A 25,186-nucleotide genomic window follows, 5' to 3' on the forward strand; every position below is an offset into this window, starting at 1 on the left:
AATTTAATGTTCATAACGGTAAATAGTAAACTCGACTCAAACCATAATATTTATTAAATATATTTTCATTTGCCTTTTCTAAAAATCTTGTGGAAAAATTTAATTGGCAAGCGAATCAACACAAATATTAAATTAGAATAGACTCCGTTTACACGCAGTGCACAAAGTTGTTCTTTCGAGGATAACCAATAACTTTTTAAACCAGAAGTACTCACACCCCCTTCACGCATTCGCACTAAAGTTTGATTGTGTTTTACATAAGGCAAACGCTTAACCATCAGCGCGCGAACAAACCATTCAAAATCGGCACCGATTTTATATCCCAATTTATACTTACCAACCTCATTGTAAGCCGAACGTTTAATAAATGCAGCCGGATGTGCAGGCATAAAACCAAAACGCATTTTCCAAGGAGCAAAATTTAGTGATGAGTAAAATCGAACAGGTAGGGTTAAATTATCAGGATGCACAAAATCTACATTCCCTAAAATCATCTGAGTATCTGGATAAGCTTTGAAAGTTTTTACAACCTGATTGATAACATCATTGTGTGGGTAGAAGTCATCTGAATTTAAAATCCCAATTACATCGCCTGTAGCCAATGAAAGACCTTTATTCATTGCATCATAAATACCCTTATCAGGAGCACTCAAGACTTTAAAAAAATCATTTCCATATGAATGTATAACCGATAAAGTATTATCTTTAGAACCGCCATCAATAACAATATATTGGATACCCTCATAAGATTGTGATAATACTGAACGAATGGCTGTATTAATAACACCTCCACTATTGTAGCAAACAGTAATAATAGAAACTTTCATTCTATTTACTACCACGCTCCCATAAATTTTTCTTAAGGTTAAATTTCCATATATTATTAAAAAGCTTATCTCTAACTCTTGAATCTAACAACCAAAAAAAAGCTTCGATAATAACTTGTACAAAATCGTACAAATTCATTTTACTAGAAAAACTCTTTATCTCCTTCCAGTAAGATTCAAGATTTTCAGATAATTGACCTTCATGTATCCTAAATATACCTAAAGGAGTTTTAACTATTTCGAGTGTTGCTTGATGTGAAAAACAATACCAAAGATAGTAGTCTCCAGCCAACTTTAACGATCTCAACTTTTCTAGATCTATAGTTTCAATTAACTCTCTTTTCCAGAAAGTAGATTCTTGCTGAATATAGGGAAGCCATCGACCATAAGCACATTTTTCAATTAAATTTGATTTATATCGAAAAGGCAAATCTATCCTCACTATAATATTATCAGCGATACAAGTACTTCTGTAACCAGTTACCCAACTTAAATTATTATCTGAAAAAATATTCGCTACTACTTCAATAGCTTTTTCATAAAAAACATCACCTGCATTCAGATAGCATATAACTTCACCATTCGCAACAAGCAAACCTTTTGCTAATGCATCATACATTCCAGAGTCTTTTTCTGAAATGATTTTACTAACAATGTCACTGTACTCATTAACGATATCTAACGTTTCATCAGTTGAACCACCATCAACTATAATATATTCAATATTTTTATATGACTGTTTAACAATAGAATCAAGAGTATATCTTAATAAATTAGCACCATTAAAAACTGGTGTGATTATAGTTACTAAAGGAAGCATATATATAGTTTATAATAAGTTAAATTTAAAATGATTTTTTCTTGAATTTAATTTAAATGGGCTGAAAGTAAATCCTATAGAAAACCATAACACAATCCAATACATCGTTGTTGTTAAAATGCCCAGAACAAAAACAACTATAAACAGTATAATTGAATATAAAGTCAAACTTTTTACCCTTATGTCGTTCTCTCGATTCGTTTCAGCAATTACCTCATTCACTGCTATGAAGATATAAAACAAAAAAAGCAGCGTTCCTAATACGCCAAGGTGTGTCAACATATATGCAATTAAGCTATGTACATAGTTATCTGTGCCAACTACTTCTTCAACAATTAGATCTCCCAAAAAAGGTGAGTAACTAAAGTTTTCGATAAAATATATCCACAAATCCAACCTGCTACTTATAGAGGTATTACCTGAACCAAAATCAGATACACGAAGCATCGAAAAACTTATGTCAAAATAAGCCATCATAATTATTAAAGAAAGAATAAAAATCATTATTGCCAAAATAATATATTTATAAATATGATTTGCCAGTTTTGAAATTATTAACTTTTTTATACTTAACCTAGTAACAGATAAAATTTCTCTTGATCTTTTTGATGCCAAAAACATAACAAATAATATTGTTATAAAAGAAATACCCCCCACTCCGGCCAAACCGCTATTCGAACCAAACACTTGTGAGTTGAACATGCCTGTAAAACTGACAACTATATAAAAAATAAAAATCGCTATATTTGTTTTGTTATTTAATACGTTGTAAGTAGTATAAATAAATGAGAACAAATAAAATGAAATTGTTAAAAAATTACCCGGTCTTTGATACTGGTTACCAATACCATCAATTAACAGCTTGTCACCACTAAGACTTGAAACTAGACTAAATGAGGTATAAAAGGTTATACCTGAATAAAATATTAAAAATATAAAAAATATAAGGTTATATTTTTTTAAACCATTTCTTAAATTTATACTATCCGATGTTAATTTATTCAAAAAAAATGATGTAAACGATCCAATTAATAAAAATAAAATCATCCCAGTACTTGTATTTAAAGTTTTAGAAATTAAAAAACTTAACTCTTGCCCATCAGCTATCACTCTAAATAAGAAATACCAAAAGAATAAACACAGAAAATATAATGATTTTTTTAAATAAACATCTGAATCAAAAAAAATTCTTAATAAAATGGAATTCACACATAAAACAAAAAATATTAAGAGGCCTAAAATTGCAACTGAACCACCACCAATAACATTTATATTCACACAAAAATAATAAAAAAGTGAACACATTGAAATAACTAAAAAAAAATTATAAATATTTATTATAATTTTATTATTTTGAAGGTAAATAAAGTTATTCATTTAGCAATTAAAGTATTGGCTTTGTGAATAATATCGCGATATAAAAGAATATATTTTTTAGCTACAATCTTACTATCAAATACACTCACAATTTTTTCACGTGCAGATTGAGCTAACTGTTCAGGTTTAGGATGATTAAGTACCCAGTTAATGCCATTGGCCAGGTCATGGGTTTCGAAGGGTTTAGCAAGGTAACCATTTAGTTGATGATCTAGAATATCCAATAATCCCGTTGCACCAAATGCGACTACTGGAGTACCACACGCCATTGACTCCGTGGCAGTTTGGCCAAAAGCTTCTTGCAAACTTGGCACCACCATCACATCTGCCGCGCTGTAAAGGACACGTAAACTTACGTCATCATGTAAATAACCTAAATAATGTACTTTTTGTTTAAGTCCTTGAGGGGTATACGGCTCACTTGAACCAAACACAACTAATTGATGACTTTCTGGCACATTTTTCAAGGCTTGTGAAAGTTCTTTAAAACCTTTGCGTGGATCACTAGTTGCGCCAATCGCACCAAATAGCACGAGCTTTTTATCTTGTGGTAGGTTAAGTAGTGATCTTGCTTCTTGTTTATTGAATGGGGCAAAAACATCAGTATCTATTGGATTTGGCAGCCTATAAATCGGTCTCTCCGCAAACAAGCTGCTTTTTTTAGCACAATCTACTAACCACTGACTCACCCCAATAATATTAAGATTTGGCGTTTTCTCGTATGTAGTATGTTTTCTCCTTAAAATTTTTCGGCTTAAGTCCTGATATTTGTTGGAACCTAAAACAGGGCATACACCACATTCTTTTTGGTAAGCACCACAATCCTCATCATAATGACACCCCCCAGTAAACGCCCACATATCATGCAAACTCCACACAATCGGGGCTTTAATTTTGGCAAGGTCTTCAGTGCGCATCATTCCGCCGGCGATCCAGTGCAAATGCACTACATCAGGATTTATTTCGTTAATGCGCTTTAGGACTGAAGAAAACGGCAACAAACTGGGACTAAATAAAGTTTTCGTGCGATCTTTATAAAGTCTAACTGGAATCAAATCCAAAGTGGGGCGTATTTTACCTATCGCCTTTTGAATCTTATTTTCAGGGCCTATCACCTTATAATCATCAGACGCCTTAGACTGCACCAACATTTGACTATCTTCACCCTTAGCCAATAATGCCCGATGCAACCTATATGCTGCTCTGGCTGCTCCCCCCTGAATGTCAGATGTATTTACAATTAGGATTTTCATTGAAAAATATTTTTTTTGATGGTTAATCGCGCGACTTTATTAATTGCACGAATTATAAAAGGTTTCTTTTGTTTTCTATAGTAAAGCTTAATTGCACTAACTGCGTCTAATGACTCTTGGATTACAACTGTAAAGTTAAGTTGTGATTTTGTGCACAATGCATGCCTGTTGTTTGCAAGGGATTGAGAATTGCCACAATGTTCACCGGTGCCATCGTGACCGATGTTATTGACATAGCTTTGAGCAGGATTTAGGCATAAACCGCCTTTTTCATGCAGTGTGGCGTACCAAAATATCGCCCAAGTATTAATTTTCCCCTCTGCATTGGCGGTAACTTGATGCCAAAATAAACCAGAACCATCTAAATCAAAGTAATGTTTTTGTTGTTTGCTCCAGTTTTCAATTAATCGTTGGGGATTTTTCTCAAAGTGTTTCCATCTATCTGCCCACGTTGCCCATCCCCAACAGTTCATTACTCGCCAAAAGAAAGCGTCACTCATTACGTTTGTATTAATTGGGTAGTTCCAGCCGCTTACATGCCAAACGTTGCTTTGATTTTGGTAAAAGCTTAAAGCTTGATTCATAAAGGAAAGGTATGCGGGGCTAGTAACAATATCGTCCTCCATTACTATGATGCGCCCATATTGATTAACCACTTCAGTGACGCCATCAATAATATTGTTAGCTAAGCCCCAGTTTGTATTGCGTTCAATAATTTTAATCGATTTAAAGCCATTGACTGTCTTTAAGTATTTTCGAACTTCCTGTATCTGCGAACTAACTTGTTCACTTCTTGGCCCATCAGAATAAATAATCAAATCGCTTTGTTCAGCAAGTTCATTCTTTTGCAGAGCTTCAATCGTTTGCCTTGTATGCCATGGACGGTTATAAACGAAGAGAATTATAGGCGCTAGTTTTAATTGATACTGGGAATAATTTATATTTTTCAAATATTTAAACCTGATATATTAAAATAATCTTAAACATATTTTTTAAGTGACCATTTAAACTAAATATCAATAAAAAAATACCATATTTCATTCTATAAAAAACATGAAGTTAATTAATTATTAATATATCAAGATTAAGTTATTTGTAAATATGACCACTTCAATTGTTATTTATAATGTAATTAAAGAGACAGATCGTTATCTTTAAAAATAATTAAATTAGTGGATTTATTTAAAAAATGATACAAATATAAAAGTACTATAAAGAAGAAAATTTATTTGACATCAATTATTGTAGACCAAGATGGCTGTATACCTATATGAGACTCAACCTTTGCCTTCCAACCATACCAAAATTTTGGGAATATTACTTTTATTCTATTTTTCATCAAATAAGCTCCCCACCAAGAAAAGCTGCTATTTGAAACTATCCCATAGCTACATTCACTCATTATAGCTAAATCGGTAACCATGTCATTATTAGATATGATTTTGTTTTTAACATTACTGAAGCTCCACTCAACAAACTCCGGATCATCTGATAGAAATACATAGTAAGGATTTTTAATCTCTTTATCTATCTCTAACATTGCATTTTTAAAATAACTCATTGGAAGGTTAATGCCCTGCTCACCAAGATAAGTTTCAGACAAGTAATCCCCCCTTCTTACATGTATGAAAACTTTTGTATATTGTTTAGGAATTCTTTGTAAAAAACCCTCTGCTTGTTGAATATATTTATTTTTAATGGTGAAGTCTACTTTTTCAGAATTAAAAAAATCTTCAGATTGAAAGAAGTTTGACTCTACAAGAGTGATGGGTAAAAAACCTTTTGTTTTGTTAAAAGTTGGTAATGCTGAAGTTTCGCTTCTGTTCTGTCTTACATATACTATAAGTTTGAGTGGCACTAAAACATATAAAAAAAAAGGTTTAAGTACTTTTCTGACTAAATAAAGTCCATACTTGCCAAAAATAACAGGTATGAAATTAGGATTGTTGATATCAAAATCATCATAAAATTTCCACATATTTATTGCGATGATTTTTTCATTTTCTTTGGCAATTGTATTTAAAAAAACATACTGAAAGAGCTGATTTCCTAGTCGGCCATCGGAGATATAGAGAATCATTTTTCAAGCAATCTATTTGAAATAGCAACGTAGTTTGCATACATAAAATTATCCATAAATGGTTTATAATCTCTTATTTCCAAACTTTTTGGCATAACTTTAGCGATAATAAAACCTCTATCATTCAAAAACCTATACAATTTCATCAAGCTTGTATGGGAGTCTAAATTAGCCCCACCATACTCAAATTGTATATAATCAACAAAATCCGAATTTAAATATGGGCCAAATCCTTCGAAGGCCTTCAATTCATGACCCTCTATGTCAATTTTTATAAAGTCAATATGTTTAATTTCCATGGACACAATATAATCATCCATACGTCTAAGATTAATCTCCTCACTTTTATCTAACTTTAAATTGTAACTATCTAAGTTTCTTTGATACAGAGATGCTAAGCCACTTTGTTCTTTATCATAAAAAATTTTTGCTGCAATTTGCTTATCTGAAGCACCAAATTTATTAAGGTGAAAATTTTCTTTAGTTTCAAACTTTTTCTTAATCACCTCAAAACAACTTTGTGTCGGTTCAAATAGATGCAACTGGACATCAACAATGTTATTATTTTGGAAAATATGTAACAACATCGACGAATACTCACCAATATTAGCACCTATATCAAAGACAACTTTGCTCCCATCTGAATCAGCAAGCCTTGAAATCAGATAATTTAAGAAGTTTTTCTCGCCATTTTTGTCAAACATAGCATTGTTATTATTCTCCAGTGCATTAAATAAATTAAATGCAAAGTTTCGCAACCTTTTGTTTAATGATTTAGTTTTTATGTACATTCATAAACCATTTTTTTCATCATAAACAATCCTGTACCAAAACCTTTTTGCGGGTCATACTCATCATAGAGCTTGGTACCATAATGATACTTTTCATCTATAACCACAAATCCATCAAACAACTCAATAATATAGTCTCTTGTAAACGCTCTATGTGCATTGAAGAATATCTTATTAACTTTGTCTACTGGCACACTAAACAATAAAATACCATCTTCACTTAGCACTCGTTTTAGTTCACGTATAGCCTTTTCGCTCCCGAAAGAATCAATTGGGTCCCCATATCTTCCAAGCCCTATATGCTCAACAACGCATAAACTTGATAAGGAATTTATAGACCCATCTTCAAAAGGAAGGTCTAATATTGAGCCTTTCATGAAATATAAATTTGGCAATACAAGTTCAATCGGCCTAATGTCTATCATTGTGACAGGTGTAAACTGTGAAATGATACTTATTGTTTTTGCAGAACTGCCAACGTCATAATGGTGCTGTGGTTTCAAATCAAAAATATGCTTTGCGGCCCAACTGTCTTGAAAAAAATATGTTGGTTCAAGTGGGGTATAACTTAAGTTATCAAACAGACATGGATAATACTCAAAATCTTTAAATGCATCATTCTTATTTTGTTTTTTTAATTCTTTCATTTTAGAAAAAAACCAGCAATATTGCTTGATAAGAAAAAAAGGCCTAAAGCAAAAAAAATTAAAAAGAGACTTGTAAATGTTATAAATATTTAAAATAAACTTATTATTTTTTAACTTTTCCCTTGCCTTACTCACTAAATGCATAGACATCCCCCCACGAAAACTCTGGAAGGTTATCAATCAACGCAATTAATTGACTAATATTTAGCTTTCTTGAGGATAAAAACTCCATGCTTTCGCCGAAAGAAATGTTAAATAATTTAAACCCGATTAAATTTAAATGATTTATTATGCCAATTGAAACTTCCTTAGATTCCGGAATAGCAAATTCAAACGAAATGCATCCTATAACGCAACTGTCTATAACCTTTATTATTTCCAGCTCCGTTCCTTCAGTATCAATTTTAACAAACTTCGGAGTGCCAAATTTATTAACTAAATAATCTATAGTGATTTGTTCAACTTCAATTTTTTTGTTGAACTTATTTGCTAACTCTCCAAATCTTCCAGATTTCTTTACAGATTCAATCCAATCTTCCGAAGTAGACGAAAGTACATCTGATTCATTTAGATGTAATAATACCTTCCCCTCCGTTCCACCAATCGCCTTGTCTATTATTGTTGCATATTTAAATTTTTTTTTGAGTCTTCGAGCAAGATTGGGATTTGGTTCTACAGCTACAACTTTTGCACCAATATCAAGAAAGACGCTCGTTCTACTCCCAATATTTGCACCTATATCAAAAACTAAATCGTTTTTTGAAATTAAACCGCTATAAAATTTCTTCATGTTTCGTTTTCTGAAAAAACTTTCTTTTATTGCATTTATCCTATTTTGCATCATTATCCACACCTAGATTAATCCTATAAAAAGTTAAAATTCCTTTAACCATTAAATATGCATTATTTCTTGTTTTTTTGTAAAAGAAATCCATTAAGAATATTGTTACTGTAAAGGATACAATTGTAGCAGCAACGGCACCTTTCGCTGCATATTCAGGTATCCAAAGATAATTCAAAACAATATTTACAAGAGCACCTACAAATAATGTGATTAAAGAAAATTTCAATAAATTTTCATTTAATAAAAAAGCACCTCTTGCCACACCCATATTGCTAAAGAAAAGTCTAAACGCCAATAGTGCAAATAAAACACCTGCAGGCCTATAAGTATCTCCAAATAAAAACACAACAATAATTTCTGAAAACATAAAAACTGGTATAGCAAATAATAAAAACAGCATGAAATTAAGTCTGTAATAATTTAATATTCGCGTTGTATAGAGTGAACTAGATTTATTTTTTGCATTTACTATAGCTGGGAATAATGAGTCCTTAAGTATTATTGGTACAAACCCAAACACGGCAATTAATTTTATTGCAACACTGTAGTAACCAACTTCTACACTCCCATGTAGCCACTGAATCATAACTTGATCAATATATGCTTGTATCATTAATAAACTACTTCCAAAAATCATTGGCCATGAGTCTCTAAGTAATTGTTTAGCTAAGTTGAAATCAAAGTGCTTATAAAACGCCTGCTTTTTTCTAATGTTGTAGGCGATAAGGTAACTGATGGCTAAACTTACCGCATCTAAAGCGGTAACAAGGACAAACCAAAACAGTCCCGCTTCGGTGAGCACTAGATAGATTTTTATAATAGATGACAATGATAATTGAATGACTTTGCAGATAGAGACGATTTTGGCTAGCACTTGCGATTGAAAGTCAAACTCGACCACTTCAAAGCTTTGAAATACTAGACCTGCGGCAATAATAAAGATAAATTGGTTTGTTGTGGTGTCGTTGGAAATAAACGGCGCTATGGCTGCTATTAAACCCATAACTATAATCGCGCCAATAAACTTTAGCCAAAAGGCGGTACCAAGATAAGTGACGCTTTTTTCAGGATGGTTGACCAGATCTCGCACCATAATACCATCTAGACCTAATTTGGCGATGCCACCAAAGAGAGCGGTAAAAGCAAGCATATAGTTAAATAAGCCAAATTGTTCTGGACCTAAATACCGCGCCACCCAGATTCCGACAAACAAACCTGCAATAATGCGTAGAAATTGTTCACCCATCATCCAACTGGTGTTTTTAAAATAGCGGATAAAACCTGGATGGTTTTGTAATGTTTTTAATTTAGCAAACATTTCGAGTCTCTGACTGCAAACTCCGGATCATGTCCGAAAAGATGGTTTTCAGTGTTTGCCAAGTACTCATTTCAATTTGGAATCACGGTAATTAGTTCATCTAGAAATATTTTACTGAATTGATGTACGGTGTTGTCTCGTTTTATGTCGTTAAGACTTAACCAGCGAAAGTCATGATGCTGTGCTCTAGGCAAATTTAACGCTTGTCCCATTTTCATTTTTATTAAATATGCAGCATTAATGAAGTGAGTATTGGTGTTTTCATCAAACACGCTATCGCTATAAAAGTGGTCATAAATCCCTAATAGCACTGCGAGGCTACGTTCACTGGGTAAACCAAGTTCTGCCTTGCTAATGCGGAAAAAGGCTTTTTCTAAACTTTCATTTTTAAAAGCGCGGCCACTAGGAACAAACCAATAAACTTTTGCCGTGGCATTAATACGTTGCCTTAATAAAATTTGATTTTGATCATCCAGCACTACCAAATCAATTGCTAATAGTGGCGCGTTTCTGACTATTTGTTTAAAGTCGATATTGTTTAACAAGTTTAAGCTTCTTCCATTCTTTAGATACTCACGCGTTCGTGGGAATAACAAATTTACCCCATCACTTTCTAAATTCGTCCTGGTTGGCTAAAAACCAGTTATAGGTTTGGATTAGGCCGTCTTCTAAGGTTGTTTTAGCTTTCCAGCCAAGGCGATCTATAAGCGAAACATCTAACAGTTTACGAGGAGTGCCGTCAGGCTTACTGGTATCCCAATCTATTTTGCCTTTATAGCCAACTACTTTAGCAACGGTTTCGGTAAGTTCTTTAATGGTGCAATCGACACCTGTACCGACATTAATGTGCGAAAGCATTGGCTGTATTTCGCGTTGATAAATTTGGTTATCGAGGTTCATAACAAATATTGAAGCGTCTGCCATTTCATCAACGTATAAAAACTCACGCATAGGTTTGCCCGTTCCCCAAGCTTTTACGACCAGGGCATTGCTATGTTTGGCTTCGTGGAAACGACGAATCAACGCAGGAATAACATGCGAATTTTCTGGGTGAAAGTTATCGTTTTCACCGTACAGGTTGGTCGGCATCACTGAACGATAATCACGGCCATATTGGCGATTGTAGCTCTCGCAAAGCTTAATACCGGCAATTTTGGCGATCGCATAGGGTTCATTTGTTGGTTCAAGCGTATCGGTCAATAATGCGTCTTCTCGTATGGGTTGCTGTGCGAGTCTGGGGTAGATGCATGAGGAACCCAAGAATAAAAGTTGTTGCACATTATTTTGATGCGCGGCTTGAATGATATTCGCTTCTATCATTAGATTTTGATAGATAAATTCTGCAGGATATTCATTATTAGCATGTATACCCCCAACTTTTGCCGCGGCAAGGTAAACCTGATCGATCGCCTGGTTGGCAAAAAACTCATTCACGGCTTGTTGACTTAATAGATCGAGCTTTTTTCTATCGGCGGTAATAATTTGATTGCTTACATCTTTGCTAAGTCGACGCACTAATGCACTGCCTACCATGCCTTTATGCCCTGCAATTAAAATACGCTTTTGCGGCATGCTTAACGCCCTTCTTCCATCGGTACATGTATGTCATGACCATTCGCTTTCAAGAAGGCATGACGTTGTGCGGCTTTTAAATCTTCATAAACCATTTCTGCACACATTTCTTGCACGGTAATATCTGGCGTCCAGCCTAATTTTTGTTTGGCTTTAGTTGGATCACCTAATAGAGTTTCAACCTCTGCTGGACGAAAATAACGTGGATCAATTTTCACAATTACATCCCCCATATTAATTCCCGGCGCTTTATCACCATCAATTGCAGTTACAAAGCCTTTTTCATCTATACCCTTCCCTTCAAAATTAATCGTGACTCCTAGCTCTTGCGCTGACCATTCGATAAATTGTCTGACGCTATATTGCACTCCGGTGGCAATCACAAAATCCTCCGGTTCCTCTTGTTGTAACATCAGCCATTGCATACGCACGTAATCATTGGCGTGTCCCCAGTCGCGTAATGCATCGATATTCCCCATGTAAAGGCATTTCTCTAAGCCTTGGGCGATATTGGCAAGGCCACGCGTGATTTTACGGGTAACGAATGTTTCGCCACGGCGAGGAGATTCATGGTTAAACAAAATACCATTACATGCATACATACCATAAGCTTCACGATAGTTGACAACAATCCAATATGCGTACATTTTGGCTACTGCATAAGGTGAGCGCGGGTAAAATGGTGTTGTTTCTTTCTGAGGTGTTTCTTGTACTTCGCCATACAGTTCAGAAGTAGAGGCTTGGTAAAATTTGGTTTTCTTTTCTAATCCTAGTAAGCGAATGGCCTCCAATAAACGTAAAGTGCCAATAGCATCTACATCTGCGGTGTATTCCGGAGATTCAAAAGAAACAGCAACATGCGATTGGGCGCCTAAATTATAGACCTCGTCAGGTTGTACTTCTTGCAAAATACGTGTGAGATTGGAGGAATCCGTCAAATCTCCATAATGAAGGATAAAATGGGCTTTATCGACATGCGGGTCTTGATAAATGTGATCAACCCTCTGAGTGTTAAAAGACGAGGCACGACGTTTAATGCCGTGAACTTCATAGCCTTTTTCAAGTAAAAACTCTGCAAGATAGGATCCATCTTGTCCGGTTACACCGGTGATAAGGGCTTTTTTTTTCATTATTTTTTCTCATATTTTAAAAATCAAAAATTCTGATTTACCGTTTGATAACAGCGAGTATTAAAGGTGCTCTGCAGTGTTATATTTGTACTTCTTGTTCTTGTTCCGATTCCGCTTAAGCATAAAGCCTCATTGCGGTGAATTGCCAGGATGCCGCAGATGACAGTTTTCAAACCTTAGCTCTCGAACGGTGGCGCAATATGTAGCCGTCTGTGGAGCAGTTAAACTTAGCGCCGTAAATACTAGATTTTTATTATTCATGTGTGTGCTGAGAGGATGATGAGTGAGATACTTCATAACTTAATTGTACTATTTCACGCGGTATTTGTTTGTAATTATGCATATTCATTTTTAGAAAACGAGCTGTAATACTAGATATTTCTCCAATACTATTTGTGGTAATTTAATAAATACAAGCGAGTACATTTAGACTGTTACTGAAGTTTGAGTTTTTTTGTATATCCTTTTCAACAATGCTTTTAGACCAAACTTCGCTTTACTGAGGATGTGAGGTCAAGGAGCCTTGACGACTTCACGTTGACTCATTTCAGGGTTAACCTCAATGATTTAAAGATTTATAGCGAGTTTTTCGATTAACATGCATTTTATTATCCGTTCAATAATCGAACTCAATGTAATTCAAATATGTTTTGAGTAAAACCTAAATTACGTAACAATATGATGGTTGGATGAATCTTGATTTTGGAAGGCTATTTAATATTTGCCTTAAAAGCACGGCGATTTTTAATAGCAGCGCGAATCAATACTAGGAAAATACCGAGCATGCCACCAAGGGTTATAGAGAGAATAATAACTAGCATCATGCGATTTTTAGACTTTTCAGTAATTTCTGGTTCATCGATAGCTTGCGTGACTTTAATGATTTGTTGAGAATCGAGCTTATTGATGAATAAATTGTCTTGTTGTTCAATGAATTTGTAAACTTTATTAAAATTAGCGAGAATTTCATTTTTTTCAGTATCGCTAATTGTTACCTCGATGAGAGTACTCGTACCGTTTGGGGCCGAAGCACTAACATTTTTTATAGTAGAGATCATCATCGCCATATCGCGTGGGGCATGTAGATTTCTGAGCTCATTTTCTTTTGTGATATACGCGCCTGATTCCAAAAGGATTTTTCCTTGATAAACCATTGGCTTATTGCTTTCATATACTGTATAGCCATAGCCTAAAAGCCCGCAAGCTATAGTGACAAATATAATGATAATTTTTTTGTACCATAGCAATTCAGCTATCTCAAACAAATCAATTTCATCATTACTTAATGTTTCGGAGAGATGATTTAGTTGTTTTTGTGAATTTGATTTTTTTATCATTATTTCTTTAATTCTTTATGATTACTATTCAACTGTGACAGATTTAGCAAGGTTACGTGGCTGATCCACATCTGTCCCTTTAATTAAAGCAACGTGGTAACTCAATAATTGAAGGAGAATATTGTAGGTTATAGGGGCAGTAATACGCCCTACATTCGTGGTAGCTTTAATAACCTTAAAGCCCGTCTCTGAACTGATGTCAGAGCGCTCATCCTCAAACACTATCATTTGTCCCCCACGCGCCTTCACTTCCTGGAGATTGGATTTTAGCTTTTCCAATAAATCATCCAGCGGCGCAATCGCAATAACCGGCATATTCTCATCAATCAGGGCTAATGGACCATGTTTCAACTCCCCAGCTGGATAGGCTTCAGCATGGATATAACTGATCTCTTTGAGCTTTAAGGCGCCTTCAAGAGCGATTGGGAACATAGTGCCGCGACCTAAAAACAGAGCATGTTGTTTATCGGCAAAATCCTGGGCAATATCTTGAATTTCCTGCTCATGCATCAAAGCATTCTGGATGAGGTTAGGTAATTTCTGCAGGCCTTGAGTAATGTGGCTTTCGCGCTCACGAGAAATACGCTTTTTGACTTTACCGATACAGGTTAATAATAACGCTAGTGCCACTAACTGCGTGGTGAACGACTTGGTGGAAGCTACGCCGATTTCTGGCCCGGCATGGGTGAGATAACTCAAATCGGCTTCACGTGTAAGACTGCTCTCTGCCACATTACAAATAGACAACGTGGGAATATTTTTGGCTGCAAAAGCCTCGGGGCTTTCTGCTGCATGCGCTTTAATTTGCTGCAATGCCGCTAGTGTATCGGCAGTTTCGCCTGACTGACTAATGGTGACAAATAGGGTGTTATCTTCAATGACGGGATTTCGATAGCGAAACTCACTGGCTACCTCAACTTGACATGGGATACGAACAATATCTTCTGCCCAGTATTTCGCCACCATACCTGCGTGATAACTGGTACCACAAGCGATAATATGGATTCTTTCAATGCTTTTGAAAATCGATTCTGCACCAGGACCGAAGGTGGAAACCAGTACTTGGTCTTGTGTTACCCGCCCTTCCAGGGTGTCGATGACCGCTTGAGGCTGATCAAATATCTCTTTATGCATGTAGTGACGATGTTCGCCGAGTTCTACAGCAGTAATATTCAGTGTTGATTGCTTGACAGGCCGTTCTACCTTTTCACCCGTGATAGCGCTGAATATTTCTACAGTATCACGCGTCAGACGGGCAACGTCGCCATCTTCTAAGAAAATAAAATTTTGTGTTACGGGCAATAATGCAGAAACATCTGAGGCGATAAAATGCTCGCCGATACCAATACCAATCACCAGAGGACTACCTTTACGCGCAGCTATCAGAGTATTGGGATCATCGGTAGCAATCACACCAAGCGCATAAGCACCTTCGAAATCACGAGTTGCTTCAATTACCGCATCGAGCAGTGAAAGACCGGTTCTGCTTGCCGTTGGAGAAGCATCCCCATATAAGTATTGATAGATAGAGTGAGCAGCGACTTCAGTATCTGTCTCAGAAGTAAAACGATACCCCTGATTTATCTGTTGTTGTTTGAGAACCTGATAATTCTCGATGATGCCGTTGTGAACAACAGCAATTCGATGATTACAAATATGTGGATGAGCATTATTTTCAGAAGGAATACCGTGTGTAGCCCAGCGGGTATGCGCGATACCCATTTGACCTGAAAAGCTGGTGTTTTCAGCATCGATTTTGGCTTCGAGTTGCTTGATTTTACCCAACGACCTGACACGATGAATATTAGCATCCGCATTCAGTAGGGCCACGCCGGAGGAGTCATAACCTCGATACTCTAGCCGACGAAGACCTTCCATTAAAATTGGGGCTACATTCCGCTCAGCAATACCACCGACTATTCCACACACTGATGGTTGTCCTCCAAAAAAGCAAACAAGGATTATACATCAGCTCGGAGTCGAATAATTCCCGTTATCAATACGTTTTGTAAATATGGCTAGTCCTGACCAAATAGATCACGGGTATAAATTTTGTCTTTGACGTCTTGGATATCATCCGTAATACGATTGGCAATAATTAATGAGGATTGTTGTTTGAATGCAGCTAAATCATTTACTACTTTTGAACGGTAGAATTCAGCTTCTTCGAGCACAGGCTCATAAACAATAACTTCAATACCTTTGGCTTTGATGCGCTTCATAATCCCCTGAATTGCCGAGGCGCGGAAATTGTCCGATCCCTGTTTCATCACCAGACGATAGATGCCCACGACCTGCGGATTTTTCTTAATAATTTGATCGGCAATAAAGTCCTTACGGGTGGTATTGGCATCAACGATAGCTCTAATCAAACTGTTTGGCACGGTGTCATAGTTGGCCAATAGTTGCTTGGTATCTTTTGGCAGACAATAACCGCCGTAACCAAAAGAAGGATTATTGTAGTGGTCGCCAATCCGTGGATCCAAGCCCACACCCTCTATAATTTGGCGGCTGTTCAGATTATGGGTTTCGGCATAGCTATCGAGTTCATTAAAATACGCTACCCGCATCGCCAGATAGGTATTGGAAAATAATTTAATCGCTTCTGCTTCTGTGGGATCAGTAAATAATACTGGTACATCTTTTTTTACTGCGCCCTCTATCAATAAATCGGCAAATAGACGGGCTCGGTCAGTCTGCTCACCCACCACGATGCGCGATGGGTAAAGGTTGTCGTATAAGGCTTTGCCTTCACGTAAAAATTCGGGTGAGAAGAAAACATTATCTGTACCAAACTTGGTTTTGACCGTACTGGTGTAGCCAACTGGAATAGTCGATTTAATGACCATGACTGCATTTGGATTAATGGCTATCACATCTTGAATAACCGCTTCAACGGATTTGGTATTGAAGGTATTGGTGACAGAATCATAATCTGTTGGGGTAGCAATAATGACAAAATCAGCTTTTTCATAAGCAGTGTTTTTATTAGTTGTGGCAGTTAAATTTAAGGGCTTATTGGCGAGAAAATCTTCAATCTCTCTATCCACAATCGGAGATTTTTTGGCGTTAATCAGATCCACTTTTTCAGGGACGATATCCAAAGCAGTAACATTGTGGTGTTGTGCCAGTAAAACAGCTAAAGACAAACCAACGTAACCGGTTCCAGCAACTGCAATATTGAGTGTTTTTTCCATAATTCGTCTCTATATAAAATTAATAGGGCCAATATTTATTGGTTTACCACAACTTTGTGACTTAACCAGTCTTCAATTCCGCATTGGGGCATAAAGCCATCCACATATTGCCCGAGAATGCTTCTGATTTGTTCATAATCTGAAACGCTCATAGCATGTTGCAAATCTGTCAGTATGAGTTGTAAGTCTTGCCATGGAATGACATGCTCTTCCGCTCGCATTATTTTCTGATGAGCTGTTTGGCTAACATTTTCGCCAATTAACAGCTCTTCAAATAATTTCTCACCGGGACGTAATCCGGTAAAAGTTATTTCGATATCACCATCTGGGTTCTCACTATTTTGTACTGTGAACCCGCTGAGATGAATCATCCGTTTCGCCAAATCCACAATTTTTACTGACGAGCCCATGTCCAATACAAACACATCACCACCTTGTCCCATTGCGCCGGCTTGGATCACCAGTTCCGCAGCTTCTGGAATAGTCATAAAATAACGGATAATTTGTGGATCAGTCACGGTAACAGGGCCACCCTTGGCAATCTGTTCTCGAAATAACGGAACGACTGACCCCGAAGAACCTAATACATTACCAAATCTTACCATGGTAAAGCGTGTAACTGACTCTTGCGCCAACGCCTGCAATACCAATTCAGCCATGCGTTTACTGGCACCCATGGTATTGGTTGGTCGAACAGCTTTGTCTGTTGAAATTAACACAAATGTTTCAACTTTTGCTGCAATAGCCGCTTGGGCACAGTGTAATGTGCCAAATACATTATTGCGTATGCCTTCACCAACATTTTTTTCAACCATAGGCACATGTTTATAAGCTGCGGCATGGTAAACAGTTTGCACCGAAAAATGCTGACAAATTGATGTCAAACGAGTGCGATCTACAACTGACCCAAGTAATGCGATTACTTCGACCTGAGTAGCCAGATGTCTTAACTCCTGTTCGATTTGATAAAGCGCAAATTCACTTATTTCGAACAACAATAACCGGCTTGGTTTAAGTCTAACGATCTGACGGGACAACTCAGATCCAATGGATCCTCCAGCGCCCGTTACCATTACTGTTTTTCCGGTAATGTTTGCTGTTAATAACATGGGATCAGGCTCGACGGCCTCTCTACCCAGTAAGTCTGCAATATCTACTTCCTGGATATCCGAGACTTCCAGTTTGCCTTCAGCTATATCTGTTAAATCTGGCAAGGTACGGATGTGTACTGGCAGTTCTTCAAGAGATCGAAGAATCTCACTACGACGACTTCGGGAAGCTGATGGCATGGCCAACAACACATCACGAACGTGAAATTTATCAATCAGCTTCACCAGATCGCGAGGCCGATACACATTTAACCCATTAATTTGTTGGCGATAAAGCGTTGGCTCGTCATCGATAAATGCAACTGGACGCAATTGACGACCCATTTTTAATAAAGCAGAAAGTTGTGCTCCAGCACGACCTGCCCCATAAATGAGGACCGGGGGAATAAACCGCTGATTATCGAGCTCTGTTAAAGGCCTGCGAGTCGTACTGATGAATAACCAACGAGCATACAAACGTAGACCGCCAACAAACAAAAATAACAATACAGCATTGATAATATAAACCGTACGAGGTACCAGCCCGGCATAAGGACCTGAAAGCACAACAAATGTGGCAAAAATCGCTGTAAACAGACCAATCGCTTTAAAAATAGTCCACAGTGCATCTAGACCAATATATCGGACAATTGCCCGGTATAAGCCCAACTTGATAAAGATCGGTATTGCGATCAGCGGGGCAAGAAAGAATAACCAGAATTGGGAAACAGGTGGTTCATACAAAGTACTTAGTCGTAGTGAAAATGCCATCCATAAAACCAGCATAACGACGATATAATCGATAAAAATACTCAGTATTCGTTTTGTGGTTCGTGGACGACTCAAAAACCACTGCATTAATTTGTTATAGGAGGTTTGTATCACTGACTTTCCCTAATACGGCAAGCTAAGCAGAATCTACCTTGACTATTTATGACTGCATAACCCATTGTAAACTTTGCTGCCAATCAGGTAATTGCAGATCAAAATGTTGTTTTAACTTGGTATTGTCCATAAGAGAATTCAATGGACGTTTGGCGGGGGTAGGATATTCTGCTGTGTTAATTCCAGTGACTTGCGGCACATGACGACCACCTTGCTCTGCTAAATTAAAGATAGCCTCGGCAAAACCTTTCCAACTGGTTTGACCTGCTGCACTCAAATGATAAATACCACTATGTTTTTGCCAAAATGTTTCATTATTATGTGCCTGTGACAGGGCCTGGGCAGTGACATCAGCTATATGTCTGCTCCAGGTAGGCGTTCCAATTTGATCATCGACAATATTCAATTGCTCACGCTCTTCAGCCAGTCTAAGCATGGTGTTCAAAAAATTATGACCTCGCCGGTCATATACCCAACTGGTTCTAAAAATAAAATGATCACACTCACTCGCCAAAATTGCTTGTTCACCTTCCAACTTCGTCAAACCATAATGGCTTAGCGGTCCGGTGGCATCTGTTTCCAACCATGGGGAATCCTTACTGCCATCAAATACATAGTCCGTTGAATAATGTACTAATGGAATGGTTAGTTTTTTGGCTTGTTCTGCTAATACTGCTGGTGCAATAGCATTAATTTCTCTAGCTAATTCGAGTTCGGCTTCCGCTTTATCAACTGCAGTGTAAGCTGCTGCATTCACAATCAGATGAGGTTTGACGTTGCTAACTAATGATCGAATAGCATCCATATCCGACAAATCAAGTTCCTGCCGAGTTGTTGCATATACCTCTCCTAAACAGGCAAGGCTTCTCTGCAACTGAAAACCAACTTGTCCCTGTCTACCTATCAATAATATTGTCACTTAAAATGTCTCAGCCAATTTAAAAGGCGTGCCTTGTTGATCTTTAGCAGATAAAACTGGGGTAATACCATCCAAATGCCAGTCAATTGCTAAATCCAAATCATCCCAAGCTACGGTTCGCTCATATTCTGGAGCGTAATAATCAGTAGTTTTATAAAGAAAATCCGCGCTATCGCTTAATACTATAAAGCCATGGGCAAAACCGGCTGGAACCCAAAACTGTTCTTGTCCTTCCGCAGTTAAGATTGCTCCAGTCCATTGACCATATGTTGATGAATTACGGCGCATATCGACAGCCACATCAAATACTTTTCCAGCGGTCACCCGTACGAGTTTGCCCTGGGGCTGCTTTATTTGATAATGCAAACCACGCAAGACACCTTTTGCTGAGCGAGAGTGATTATCCTGAACAAAATCAATATCTAAACCGAGTAAATCTTTAAAGGTTTTTTTATTATAACTTTCTAGAAAAAAACCACGCTCATCACCAAACTTCTTCGGTGTTAGCAGTTTAACCTCGGGAATATTTGTCTCGGTGACTAACATCAGAAAATGGTCTCGTTAATAATATTTAACAGGTATTTACCATAACCACTTTTCAACAGTGGTTGTGCTAATTGTTCAAGTTGCTCGGCATTGATGTAGCCCATACGGTAGGCAATTTCTTCTGGACACATGACTTTTAAACCCTGGCGTTGTTCAAGGGTTTGGATAAACATTGATGCATCAAGAAGTGAGTCGTGCGTGCCGGTGTCCAACCAGGCCATGCCACGTCCCATTACCTGAACATTGAGCTTGCCGTTATCCAGGTAAGCCTGATTCACATCCGTAATTTCTAATTCACCACGCGCCGAAGGTTTAAGATTTCGCGCAATTTCAACGACCTGGTTATCATAGAAATACAAACCGGTAATTGCGTAACGTGATTTTGGTTTTGAAGGTTTTTCTTCAATACTCAGGGCTTTACCATCCTTATCAAAATCCACAACACCATAACGTTCAGGGTCACTGACCGGATAGGCAAAAACCGTCGCACCATCTTTGTTATTGTCTGCATCTTGCATCATATCTGCCAAGTCATGGCCGTAGTACACATTATCCCCAAGCACCAAAGCACAATCATCATCACCGATAAAATCAGCACCTAGTGTAAAAGCTTGTGCAATACCTTCTGGTTTATCCTGAACAATATACTGCAGGTTCAATCCCCATTTACTGCCATCTCCAAGCAATTGTTCCAGCCGCGGGGTGTCTTGTGGTGTGGAAATAATACAGATGTCTCGCATGCCTGCCAGCATCATGGTGGCCAGCGGGTAATAAATCATTGGTTTATCATAAACCGGCAACAGTTGTTTACAGATGGATTGGGTTACGGGATATAAACGAGTGCCGCTTCCGCCAGCTAATACAATTCCTTTGCGGCTCATTTGTTTTCTCCTAAACCTAGTCGTTGTTGTTGATAACTACCATCCATTACATTTTCACACCACTGGCGATTATCCAGATACCACTGAACCGTTTTACGTAAACCAGTGGCAAACGTTTCTTGAGGCTTCCAGCCTAATTCACGTTCAATTTTGCTGGCATCAATTGCATAGCGCGCATCGTGACCTGGACGATCCGTGACAAACTCAATCAACTCTTTGTGTGGGCGATGTGGTGATTCAGGCAATAATTCATCCAGAATCTGACAAATCAGTTGTACTACATCCAAATTGGTATGTTCGTTAAAGCCGCCAACATTATAGCTTTCACATAACTTGCCTTCCGCCAGCACCAGTCTTAATGCTCTAGCATGATCATCGACATACAACCAATCGCGGATATTTTCACCTTTACCGTAAATCGGTAAAGGTTTTCCGGCCAATGCATTGTTAATAACCACCGGAATCAGTTTTTCTGGGAATTGATATGGGCCGTAGTTATTAGAACAATTGGTCATTAATACCGGTAAACCATAAGTGTGGTGCCAGGCACGAACCAAATGATCACTGCCTGCTTTGGTCGCAGAATAAGGAGAGTTTGGTTGATACGGAGTGGTTTCAGTAAACAGCCCCGTTTCACCTAAAGTGCCATAGACTTCATCGGTAGAAATATGGTGGAAACGGAAGTTTCTGGCATCATCTGCAGATAACGTTTTCCAATATTTTCTGGCAGCCTCAAGCAAAACATACGTACCAACTACGTTGGTTTGCACAAAGTCTGCGGGGCCATCAATTGATCGATCAACATGCGATTCAGCAGCCAGATGCATAATGGCACTCGGCTGATATTGGGAGAAGATTCGATCCATTGCCTCAGCATCACAGATATCAGCTTGCTCAAAATGATAGTTTGGCGAAGCATTAATCTCAGTTAGTGATTCGAGATTGCCAGCATAGGTCAGTTTGTCGATGTTGATAACCGTGAAATCGGTTTCGGTAATTAATTGACGAATTAATGCAGAACCGATAAAACCGGCGCCGCCAGTTACGAGCAGGGTATTTTTATTCACGTTGCTGAGTTCACTATTGAGTTTGAGAAATTCAGATATGCCGTCCTTGGTCACGTGAAAGTTAGCACCGACAGGGGCTAAAAATCAACTTGAAAGTTTGGACACAACGCTAGGGGGGTAGACAAAAGATGGTACGCCCGGCAGGACTCGAACCTGCTACCCTCGGCTTAGAAGGCCGTAAGTTATTTAAGCAGTATCAATAGGTTAGTTAATTATTCGCTTTCGCCATTTCTGAAAACTGGCAATTTTAACTATTTGTTTTTGTTTGGATTTTGTTTTAGTGGCGAAAGTGTTTTTGATGCTTAGAACAGCACAATATCAAGGTGGTATCGTAACTCGCGCAAACCTACTAGGGGCGTGATTTTGCACTGTTTTTAGCTACTGTCAAAAATGGCATTTTCGGCATAATAAAAACAATGGGTTACGGTATGGTTTCGGACTGGTATTATTGATTTTAAATCTCAAGGATTGGTAGCATGAAAGAAATAGAATCACACACAGCATTAAGAGGACTTGCTTCCATTGGCGTGGTTCTGTTTCATTATACAATTGGACTGAACTACCATCATTACCTAGAAAAAAGCCATGCTTTTGTTGATATGTTTTTCATACTGAGCGGATTTATTATTGCAGCCGTGTATTCTGGGTACTTGGTGCCTGGTGCAAAATTCAGATACAGGTCTTTTTATTTCAGCCGATTTGCAAGAATATATCCACTATATATAGCGGCGCTTACCTTAACGGTCGGATTTTTCGTTGTTGTTGGTAAGGAAATGCATGATGAAGCTGCCAGTCACATCGCCTTTAGTTTATTTGCTGTTCAAGCGTGGGGCGTGTCAGATCAGTTTTACTTTAACTTTCCGGCATGGTCGATAAGTGCAGAATTTGCAGCATATCTTTGTTTCCCTATTTTCGCACTGTACTGGAGAAACCGATCAAGCATTCCCTTGCTACTTGCCGTGGTGGTGCTCTCTTATATTATCCTTATCCATAATTATGGAACACTGAACATTGATGAAAGGCTTGCAGGGCTGAGAGGGGTGGTTGGCTTTGCTTTGGGTATGATCGTTTATCACTACCGAGGCATGACTGAAAAGTTACAAAACATTAATTTAATGCAAATCGGTGCTATTTTGTCGCTATTTAGCTGTTTTTATTTTGAGGTGAGCGAGATTTTTCTTATCCCATCATTTGCAGCACTAATCGCTTTAACATGGACTGATTCTGGGTTTCTTGCCAGATTCTTATCTATTCGTATATTTCAGTTACTAGGTGCTTGGTCTTTTGGCATATACCTGCTTCACATCCCTATAACCATGGTTGGTAGCTACCTATGGCCGCACGTTCCATTTGTTAATCTGCAGAATAAAGAGCTATTCATTACTGTAATGCTCGCATCAACAATAATGGCGGCATTCTTAAGCTATCAATATTTTGAAAAACCCATGAGGAAGTGGATAAAGAGCTTAGCCACCGACAATCATTCTTCCCGGCTCAAGCGGGACTAACACGCGAGTAACTGATTATTTACTCGCTCTGTGACCTCTCCCAATTTTGTAAATCAATTAACTGATCTCTAACTTCTCGGAATAAAGCATAGTTTTCAGTGATTATCTTAAGCGACTCTTTGTCGCCTGGCGATTTAATATTAATCTCCTTCAGTATTCCCGGCTCTAACATATAGTCTGCAGGTGCTGATTTTCTTTCAGGGCAGATCGATGCGTCCTGTTGCTGCTGCATTGTGGATGCGCACCCATTCAGCAGGTAAAGTACACATACCAGCGTCAGGGCTTTGAATATACTTAATGACTTCATTGTTGATGGCTCCTGTAACGACTTTTTGTTTTTGTTTACGAATAGCTGAGATTTCTAAAGCTTCTCTTTCTCGTTGAGTATTAAGCCTGTCTATCTCGATTTTGTTTTGTGTTGCTGCGAGAGATGCTTGCCATAATGTATTTTCATATTCAGCCATCACTTTGCCCATTCGCCAGCCCTGCACGCCCGCTCCAGAGATAAATGAAATCGTTACTATTGCTATAAATGCATAGGGATTCATTGTCTCAATCCTTTTGAGCAAATTTTATATTCCTTTATCCGACGATTATGTAAACCCTGAATATAGGTTTTACCGACATACGACCAAACTGGTCGATTTGATGGGCTGTAGGCCAATGCTCTGCACCCCTCGTAATGCTTACCCTGCCATATCAATCCCACTGCGCGGCTTGCACATGCCATAGGGTTTCCGACGTTGTGAGCAAACAGGGTCAACGCATCAAATTGATCTTGTGTGATCGTGTCTGGCAGGCATCTGGCCAGACTGATTTGGCCTTCTGTTACAACAATCTTTTCCACTTCGGCGCACTTTTCATCAGACCAAAAGTCACCGATAATCACTTTTTCGGGACTTACGTGGTTTGTTAATCCTTTGCATACCGTTGGGATATCATTTGCCACCTTATCTGCATAAGCAATGTTTTGACCTTCACCCTCTAATTCGCCGAGATGCTCCTGAACTTGTGGCGAATAAAGCGTAATCGCGCCTGACACAATCAATGCCAGTGCTGAAGCTCCAACCTTCAATCTATTCATGATTTACTCCGGGCA

General features: G+C 38.0%; 24 protein-coding genes. 1 reads left to right on the forward strand and 23 read right to left on the reverse strand.

What is annotated here, in order from left to right; translation table 11 throughout:
* Positions 1–65: 65 nt before the first annotated feature.
* The 21 genes from ACN0V2_RS06990 to rfbB form a co-directional block, all read right to left on the reverse strand.
* Positions 66–827 carry a glycosyltransferase family 2 protein gene (locus tag ACN0V2_RS06990; protein ID WP_417550083.1) on the reverse strand — a complete coding sequence of 254 codons (762 nt, stop codon included), beginning with the start codon at positions 825–827 and terminating at the stop codon, positions 66–68.
* Between the two features lies 1 nt (position 828).
* On the reverse strand, positions 829–1,647 hold the full coding sequence (locus tag ACN0V2_RS06995; RefSeq protein WP_417550084.1) for a glycosyltransferase family 2 protein: 819 nt from the start codon (positions 1,645–1,647) through the stop codon (positions 829–831).
* A 9-nt stretch (positions 1,648–1,656) separates the two neighbouring features.
* Positions 1,657–3,024 (reverse strand): hypothetical protein, encoded by a 1,368-nt coding sequence (locus ACN0V2_RS07000; protein ID WP_417550085.1) that lies wholly within the window; start codon positions 3,022–3,024, stop codon positions 1,657–1,659.
* Positions 3,021–4,277 carry a glycosyltransferase family 4 protein gene (locus ACN0V2_RS07005; protein WP_417550086.1) on the reverse strand — a complete coding sequence of 419 codons (1,257 nt, stop codon included), beginning with the start codon at positions 4,275–4,277 and terminating at the stop codon, positions 3,021–3,023. Before ACN0V2_RS07005 ends, ACN0V2_RS07000 begins: the two co-directional genes overlap by 4 nt.
* Complete coding sequence (locus ACN0V2_RS07010) at positions 4,274–5,227, reverse strand: glycosyltransferase (RefSeq protein WP_417550087.1); 954 nt, start codon at positions 5,225–5,227, stop codon at positions 4,274–4,276. Before ACN0V2_RS07010 ends, ACN0V2_RS07005 begins: the two co-directional genes overlap by 4 nt.
* A gap of 275 nt (positions 5,228–5,502) precedes the next feature.
* Positions 5,503–6,357 carry an alpha-1,2-fucosyltransferase gene (locus ACN0V2_RS07015; RefSeq protein ID WP_417550088.1) on the reverse strand — a complete coding sequence of 285 codons (855 nt, stop codon included), beginning with the start codon at positions 6,355–6,357 and terminating at the stop codon, positions 5,503–5,505.
* A complete protein-coding gene (locus ACN0V2_RS07020; protein WP_417550089.1) occupies positions 6,354–7,148 on the reverse strand; it encodes an FkbM family methyltransferase in 795 nt (264 codons plus the stop codon). Before ACN0V2_RS07020 ends, ACN0V2_RS07015 begins: the two co-directional genes overlap by 4 nt.
* The gene (locus ACN0V2_RS07025; RefSeq protein WP_417550090.1) at positions 7,139–7,795 is read right to left on the reverse strand and encodes a DUF268 domain-containing protein; all 657 of its coding nucleotides are present in this window, start codon (positions 7,793–7,795) and stop codon (positions 7,139–7,141) included. The genes ACN0V2_RS07020 and ACN0V2_RS07025 overlap by 10 nt, the downstream gene beginning before the upstream one ends.
* Positions 7,796–7,922: 127 nt before the next feature.
* Positions 7,923–8,639: an FkbM family methyltransferase gene (locus ACN0V2_RS07030; RefSeq protein ID WP_417550091.1), complete on the reverse strand. Its 717-nt coding sequence runs from the start codon at positions 8,637–8,639 to the stop codon at positions 7,923–7,925.
* On the reverse strand, positions 8,626–9,957 hold the full coding sequence (locus tag ACN0V2_RS07035) for a flippase (RefSeq protein ID WP_417550092.1): 1,332 nt from the start codon (positions 9,955–9,957) through the stop codon (positions 8,626–8,628). Before ACN0V2_RS07035 ends, ACN0V2_RS07030 begins: the two co-directional genes overlap by 14 nt.
* A gap of 71 nt (positions 9,958–10,028) precedes the next feature.
* Complete coding sequence (locus ACN0V2_RS07040; RefSeq protein WP_417550093.1) at positions 10,029–10,502, reverse strand: NUDIX domain-containing protein; 474 nt, start codon at positions 10,500–10,502, stop codon at positions 10,029–10,031.
* A gap of 61 nt (positions 10,503–10,563) precedes the next feature.
* A complete protein-coding gene (gene fcl, locus ACN0V2_RS07045; RefSeq protein WP_417550094.1) occupies positions 10,564–11,529 on the reverse strand; it encodes a GDP-L-fucose synthase in 966 nt (321 codons plus the stop codon).
* Between the two features lie 2 nt (positions 11,530–11,531).
* On the reverse strand, positions 11,532–12,659 hold the full coding sequence (gene gmd, locus ACN0V2_RS07050; RefSeq protein WP_417550095.1) for a GDP-mannose 4,6-dehydratase: 1,128 nt from the start codon (positions 12,657–12,659) through the stop codon (positions 11,532–11,534).
* 710 nt (positions 12,660–13,369) lie between these two features.
* Positions 13,370–13,996, reverse strand: coding sequence for a Wzz/FepE/Etk N-terminal domain-containing protein (locus tag ACN0V2_RS07055; RefSeq protein ID WP_417550096.1), 627 nt, complete (start codon positions 13,994–13,996; stop codon positions 13,370–13,372).
* Positions 13,997–14,020: 24 nt separating this feature from the next.
* Positions 14,021–15,925: a glutamine--fructose-6-phosphate transaminase (isomerizing) gene (gene glmS, locus ACN0V2_RS07060; RefSeq protein WP_417550097.1), complete on the reverse strand. Its 1,905-nt coding sequence runs from the start codon at positions 15,923–15,925 to the stop codon at positions 14,021–14,023.
* 89 nt (positions 15,926–16,014) lie between these two features.
* On the reverse strand, positions 16,015–17,193 hold the full coding sequence (locus tag ACN0V2_RS07065) for a nucleotide sugar dehydrogenase (protein ID WP_417550099.1): 1,179 nt from the start codon (positions 17,191–17,193) through the stop codon (positions 16,015–16,017).
* A 35-nt stretch (positions 17,194–17,228) separates the two neighbouring features.
* The gene (locus ACN0V2_RS07070) at positions 17,229–19,166 is read right to left on the reverse strand and encodes a polysaccharide biosynthesis protein (protein ID WP_417550100.1); all 1,938 of its coding nucleotides are present in this window, start codon (positions 19,164–19,166) and stop codon (positions 17,229–17,231) included.
* Between the two features lie 46 nt (positions 19,167–19,212).
* Complete coding sequence (gene rfbD / locus ACN0V2_RS07075) at positions 19,213–20,085, reverse strand: dTDP-4-dehydrorhamnose reductase (protein ID WP_417550101.1); 873 nt, start codon at positions 20,083–20,085, stop codon at positions 19,213–19,215.
* A complete protein-coding gene (gene rfbC / locus ACN0V2_RS07080) occupies positions 20,086–20,631 on the reverse strand; it encodes a dTDP-4-dehydrorhamnose 3,5-epimerase (protein WP_417550102.1) in 546 nt (181 codons plus the stop codon).
* Positions 20,631–21,512: a glucose-1-phosphate thymidylyltransferase RfbA gene (gene rfbA / locus ACN0V2_RS07085; RefSeq protein ID WP_417550103.1), complete on the reverse strand. Its 882-nt coding sequence runs from the start codon at positions 21,510–21,512 to the stop codon at positions 20,631–20,633. Before rfbA ends, rfbC begins: the two co-directional genes overlap by 1 nt.
* Positions 21,509–22,579: a dTDP-glucose 4,6-dehydratase gene (rfbB, locus tag ACN0V2_RS07090; protein ID WP_417550180.1), complete on the reverse strand. Its 1,071-nt coding sequence runs from the start codon at positions 22,577–22,579 to the stop codon at positions 21,509–21,511. Before rfbB ends, rfbA begins: the two co-directional genes overlap by 4 nt.
* A 476-nt stretch (positions 22,580–23,055) precedes the next feature.
* Between rfbB and ACN0V2_RS07095 the strand changes: the two genes are divergently transcribed.
* Entirely contained in the window at positions 23,056–24,087 is a 1,032-nt protein-coding gene (locus ACN0V2_RS07095; RefSeq protein ID WP_417550104.1) for an acyltransferase family protein, read from the forward strand.
* 197 nt (positions 24,088–24,284) lie between these two features.
* On the opposite strand, the gene ACN0V2_RS07100 is transcribed toward ACN0V2_RS07095, so the two are convergent.
* Together ACN0V2_RS07100 and ACN0V2_RS07105 are read right to left on the reverse strand one after the other, a co-directional pair.
* Positions 24,285–24,635 (reverse strand): hypothetical protein, encoded by a 351-nt coding sequence (locus tag ACN0V2_RS07100; RefSeq protein ID WP_417550106.1) that lies wholly within the window; start codon positions 24,633–24,635, stop codon positions 24,285–24,287.
* Complete coding sequence (locus tag ACN0V2_RS07105; RefSeq protein ID WP_417550107.1) at positions 24,632–25,171, reverse strand: lysozyme; 540 nt, start codon at positions 25,169–25,171, stop codon at positions 24,632–24,634. Before ACN0V2_RS07105 ends, ACN0V2_RS07100 begins: the two co-directional genes overlap by 4 nt.
* Positions 25,172–25,186 lie beyond the last annotated feature (15 nt).

It is taken from the genome of Methylophaga sp. (assembly GCF_048266885.1).
Taxonomy (GTDB): Bacteria; Pseudomonadota; Gammaproteobacteria; order Nitrosococcales; family Methylophagaceae; genus Methylophaga.

What these genes read in the sequence shown, in the direction of transcription:
- ACN0V2_RS06990 (WP_417550083.1), bottom strand. Translation starts at nt 827, where the DNA reads ATGAAAGTTTCTATTATTACTGTTTGCTACAATAGTGGAGGTGTTATT.
- ACN0V2_RS06995 (WP_417550084.1), bottom strand. Translation starts at nt 1,647, where the DNA reads ATGCTTCCTTTAGTAACTATAATCACACCAGTTTTTAATGGTGCTAAT.
- ACN0V2_RS07000 (WP_417550085.1), bottom strand. Translation starts at nt 3,024, where the DNA reads ATGAATAACTTTATTTACCTTCAAAATAATAAAATTATAATAAATATT.
- ACN0V2_RS07005 (WP_417550086.1), bottom strand. Translation starts at nt 4,277, where the DNA reads ATGAAAATCCTAATTGTAAATACATCTGACATTCAGGGGGGAGCAGCC.
- ACN0V2_RS07015 (WP_417550088.1), bottom strand. Translation starts at nt 6,357, where the DNA reads ATGATTCTCTATATCTCCGATGGCCGACTAGGAAATCAGCTCTTTCAG.
- ACN0V2_RS07020 (WP_417550089.1), bottom strand. Translation starts at nt 7,148, where the DNA reads ATGTACATAAAAACTAAATCATTAAACAAAAGGTTGCGAAACTTTGCA.
- ACN0V2_RS07025 (WP_417550090.1), bottom strand. Translation starts at nt 7,795, where the DNA reads ATGAAAGAATTAAAAAAACAAAATAAGAATGATGCATTTAAAGATTTT.
- ACN0V2_RS07030 (WP_417550091.1), bottom strand. Translation starts at nt 8,639, where the DNA reads ATGATGCAAAATAGGATAAATGCAATAAAAGAAAGTTTTTTCAGAAAA.
- ACN0V2_RS07035 (WP_417550092.1), bottom strand. Translation starts at nt 9,957, where the DNA reads ATGTTTGCTAAATTAAAAACATTACAAAACCATCCAGGTTTTATCCGC.
- fcl (WP_417550094.1), bottom strand. Translation starts at nt 11,529, where the DNA reads ATGCCGCAAAAGCGTATTTTAATTGCAGGGCATAAAGGCATGGTAGGC.
- gmd (WP_417550095.1), bottom strand. Translation starts at nt 12,659, where the DNA reads ATGAAAAAAAAAGCCCTTATCACCGGTGTAACCGGACAAGATGGATCC.
- ACN0V2_RS07055 (WP_417550096.1), bottom strand. Translation starts at nt 13,996, where the DNA reads ATGATAAAAAAATCAAATTCACAAAAACAACTAAATCATCTCTCCGAA.
- ACN0V2_RS07065 (WP_417550099.1), bottom strand. Translation starts at nt 17,193, where the DNA reads ATGGAAAAAACACTCAATATTGCAGTTGCTGGAACCGGTTACGTTGGT.
- rfbC (WP_417550102.1), bottom strand. Translation starts at nt 20,631, where the DNA reads ATGTTAGTCACCGAGACAAATATTCCCGAGGTTAAACTGCTAACACCG.
- rfbA (WP_417550103.1), bottom strand. Translation starts at nt 21,512, where the DNA reads ATGAGCCGCAAAGGAATTGTATTAGCTGGCGGAAGCGGCACTCGTTTA.
- ACN0V2_RS07095 (WP_417550104.1), top strand. Translation starts at nt 23,056, where the DNA reads ATGAAAGAAATAGAATCACACACAGCATTAAGAGGACTTGCTTCCATT.
- ACN0V2_RS07100 (WP_417550106.1), bottom strand. Translation starts at nt 24,635, where the DNA reads ATGAATCCCTATGCATTTATAGCAATAGTAACGATTTCATTTATCTCT.
- ACN0V2_RS07105 (WP_417550107.1), bottom strand. Translation starts at nt 25,171, where the DNA reads ATGAATAGATTGAAGGTTGGAGCTTCAGCACTGGCATTGATTGTGTCA.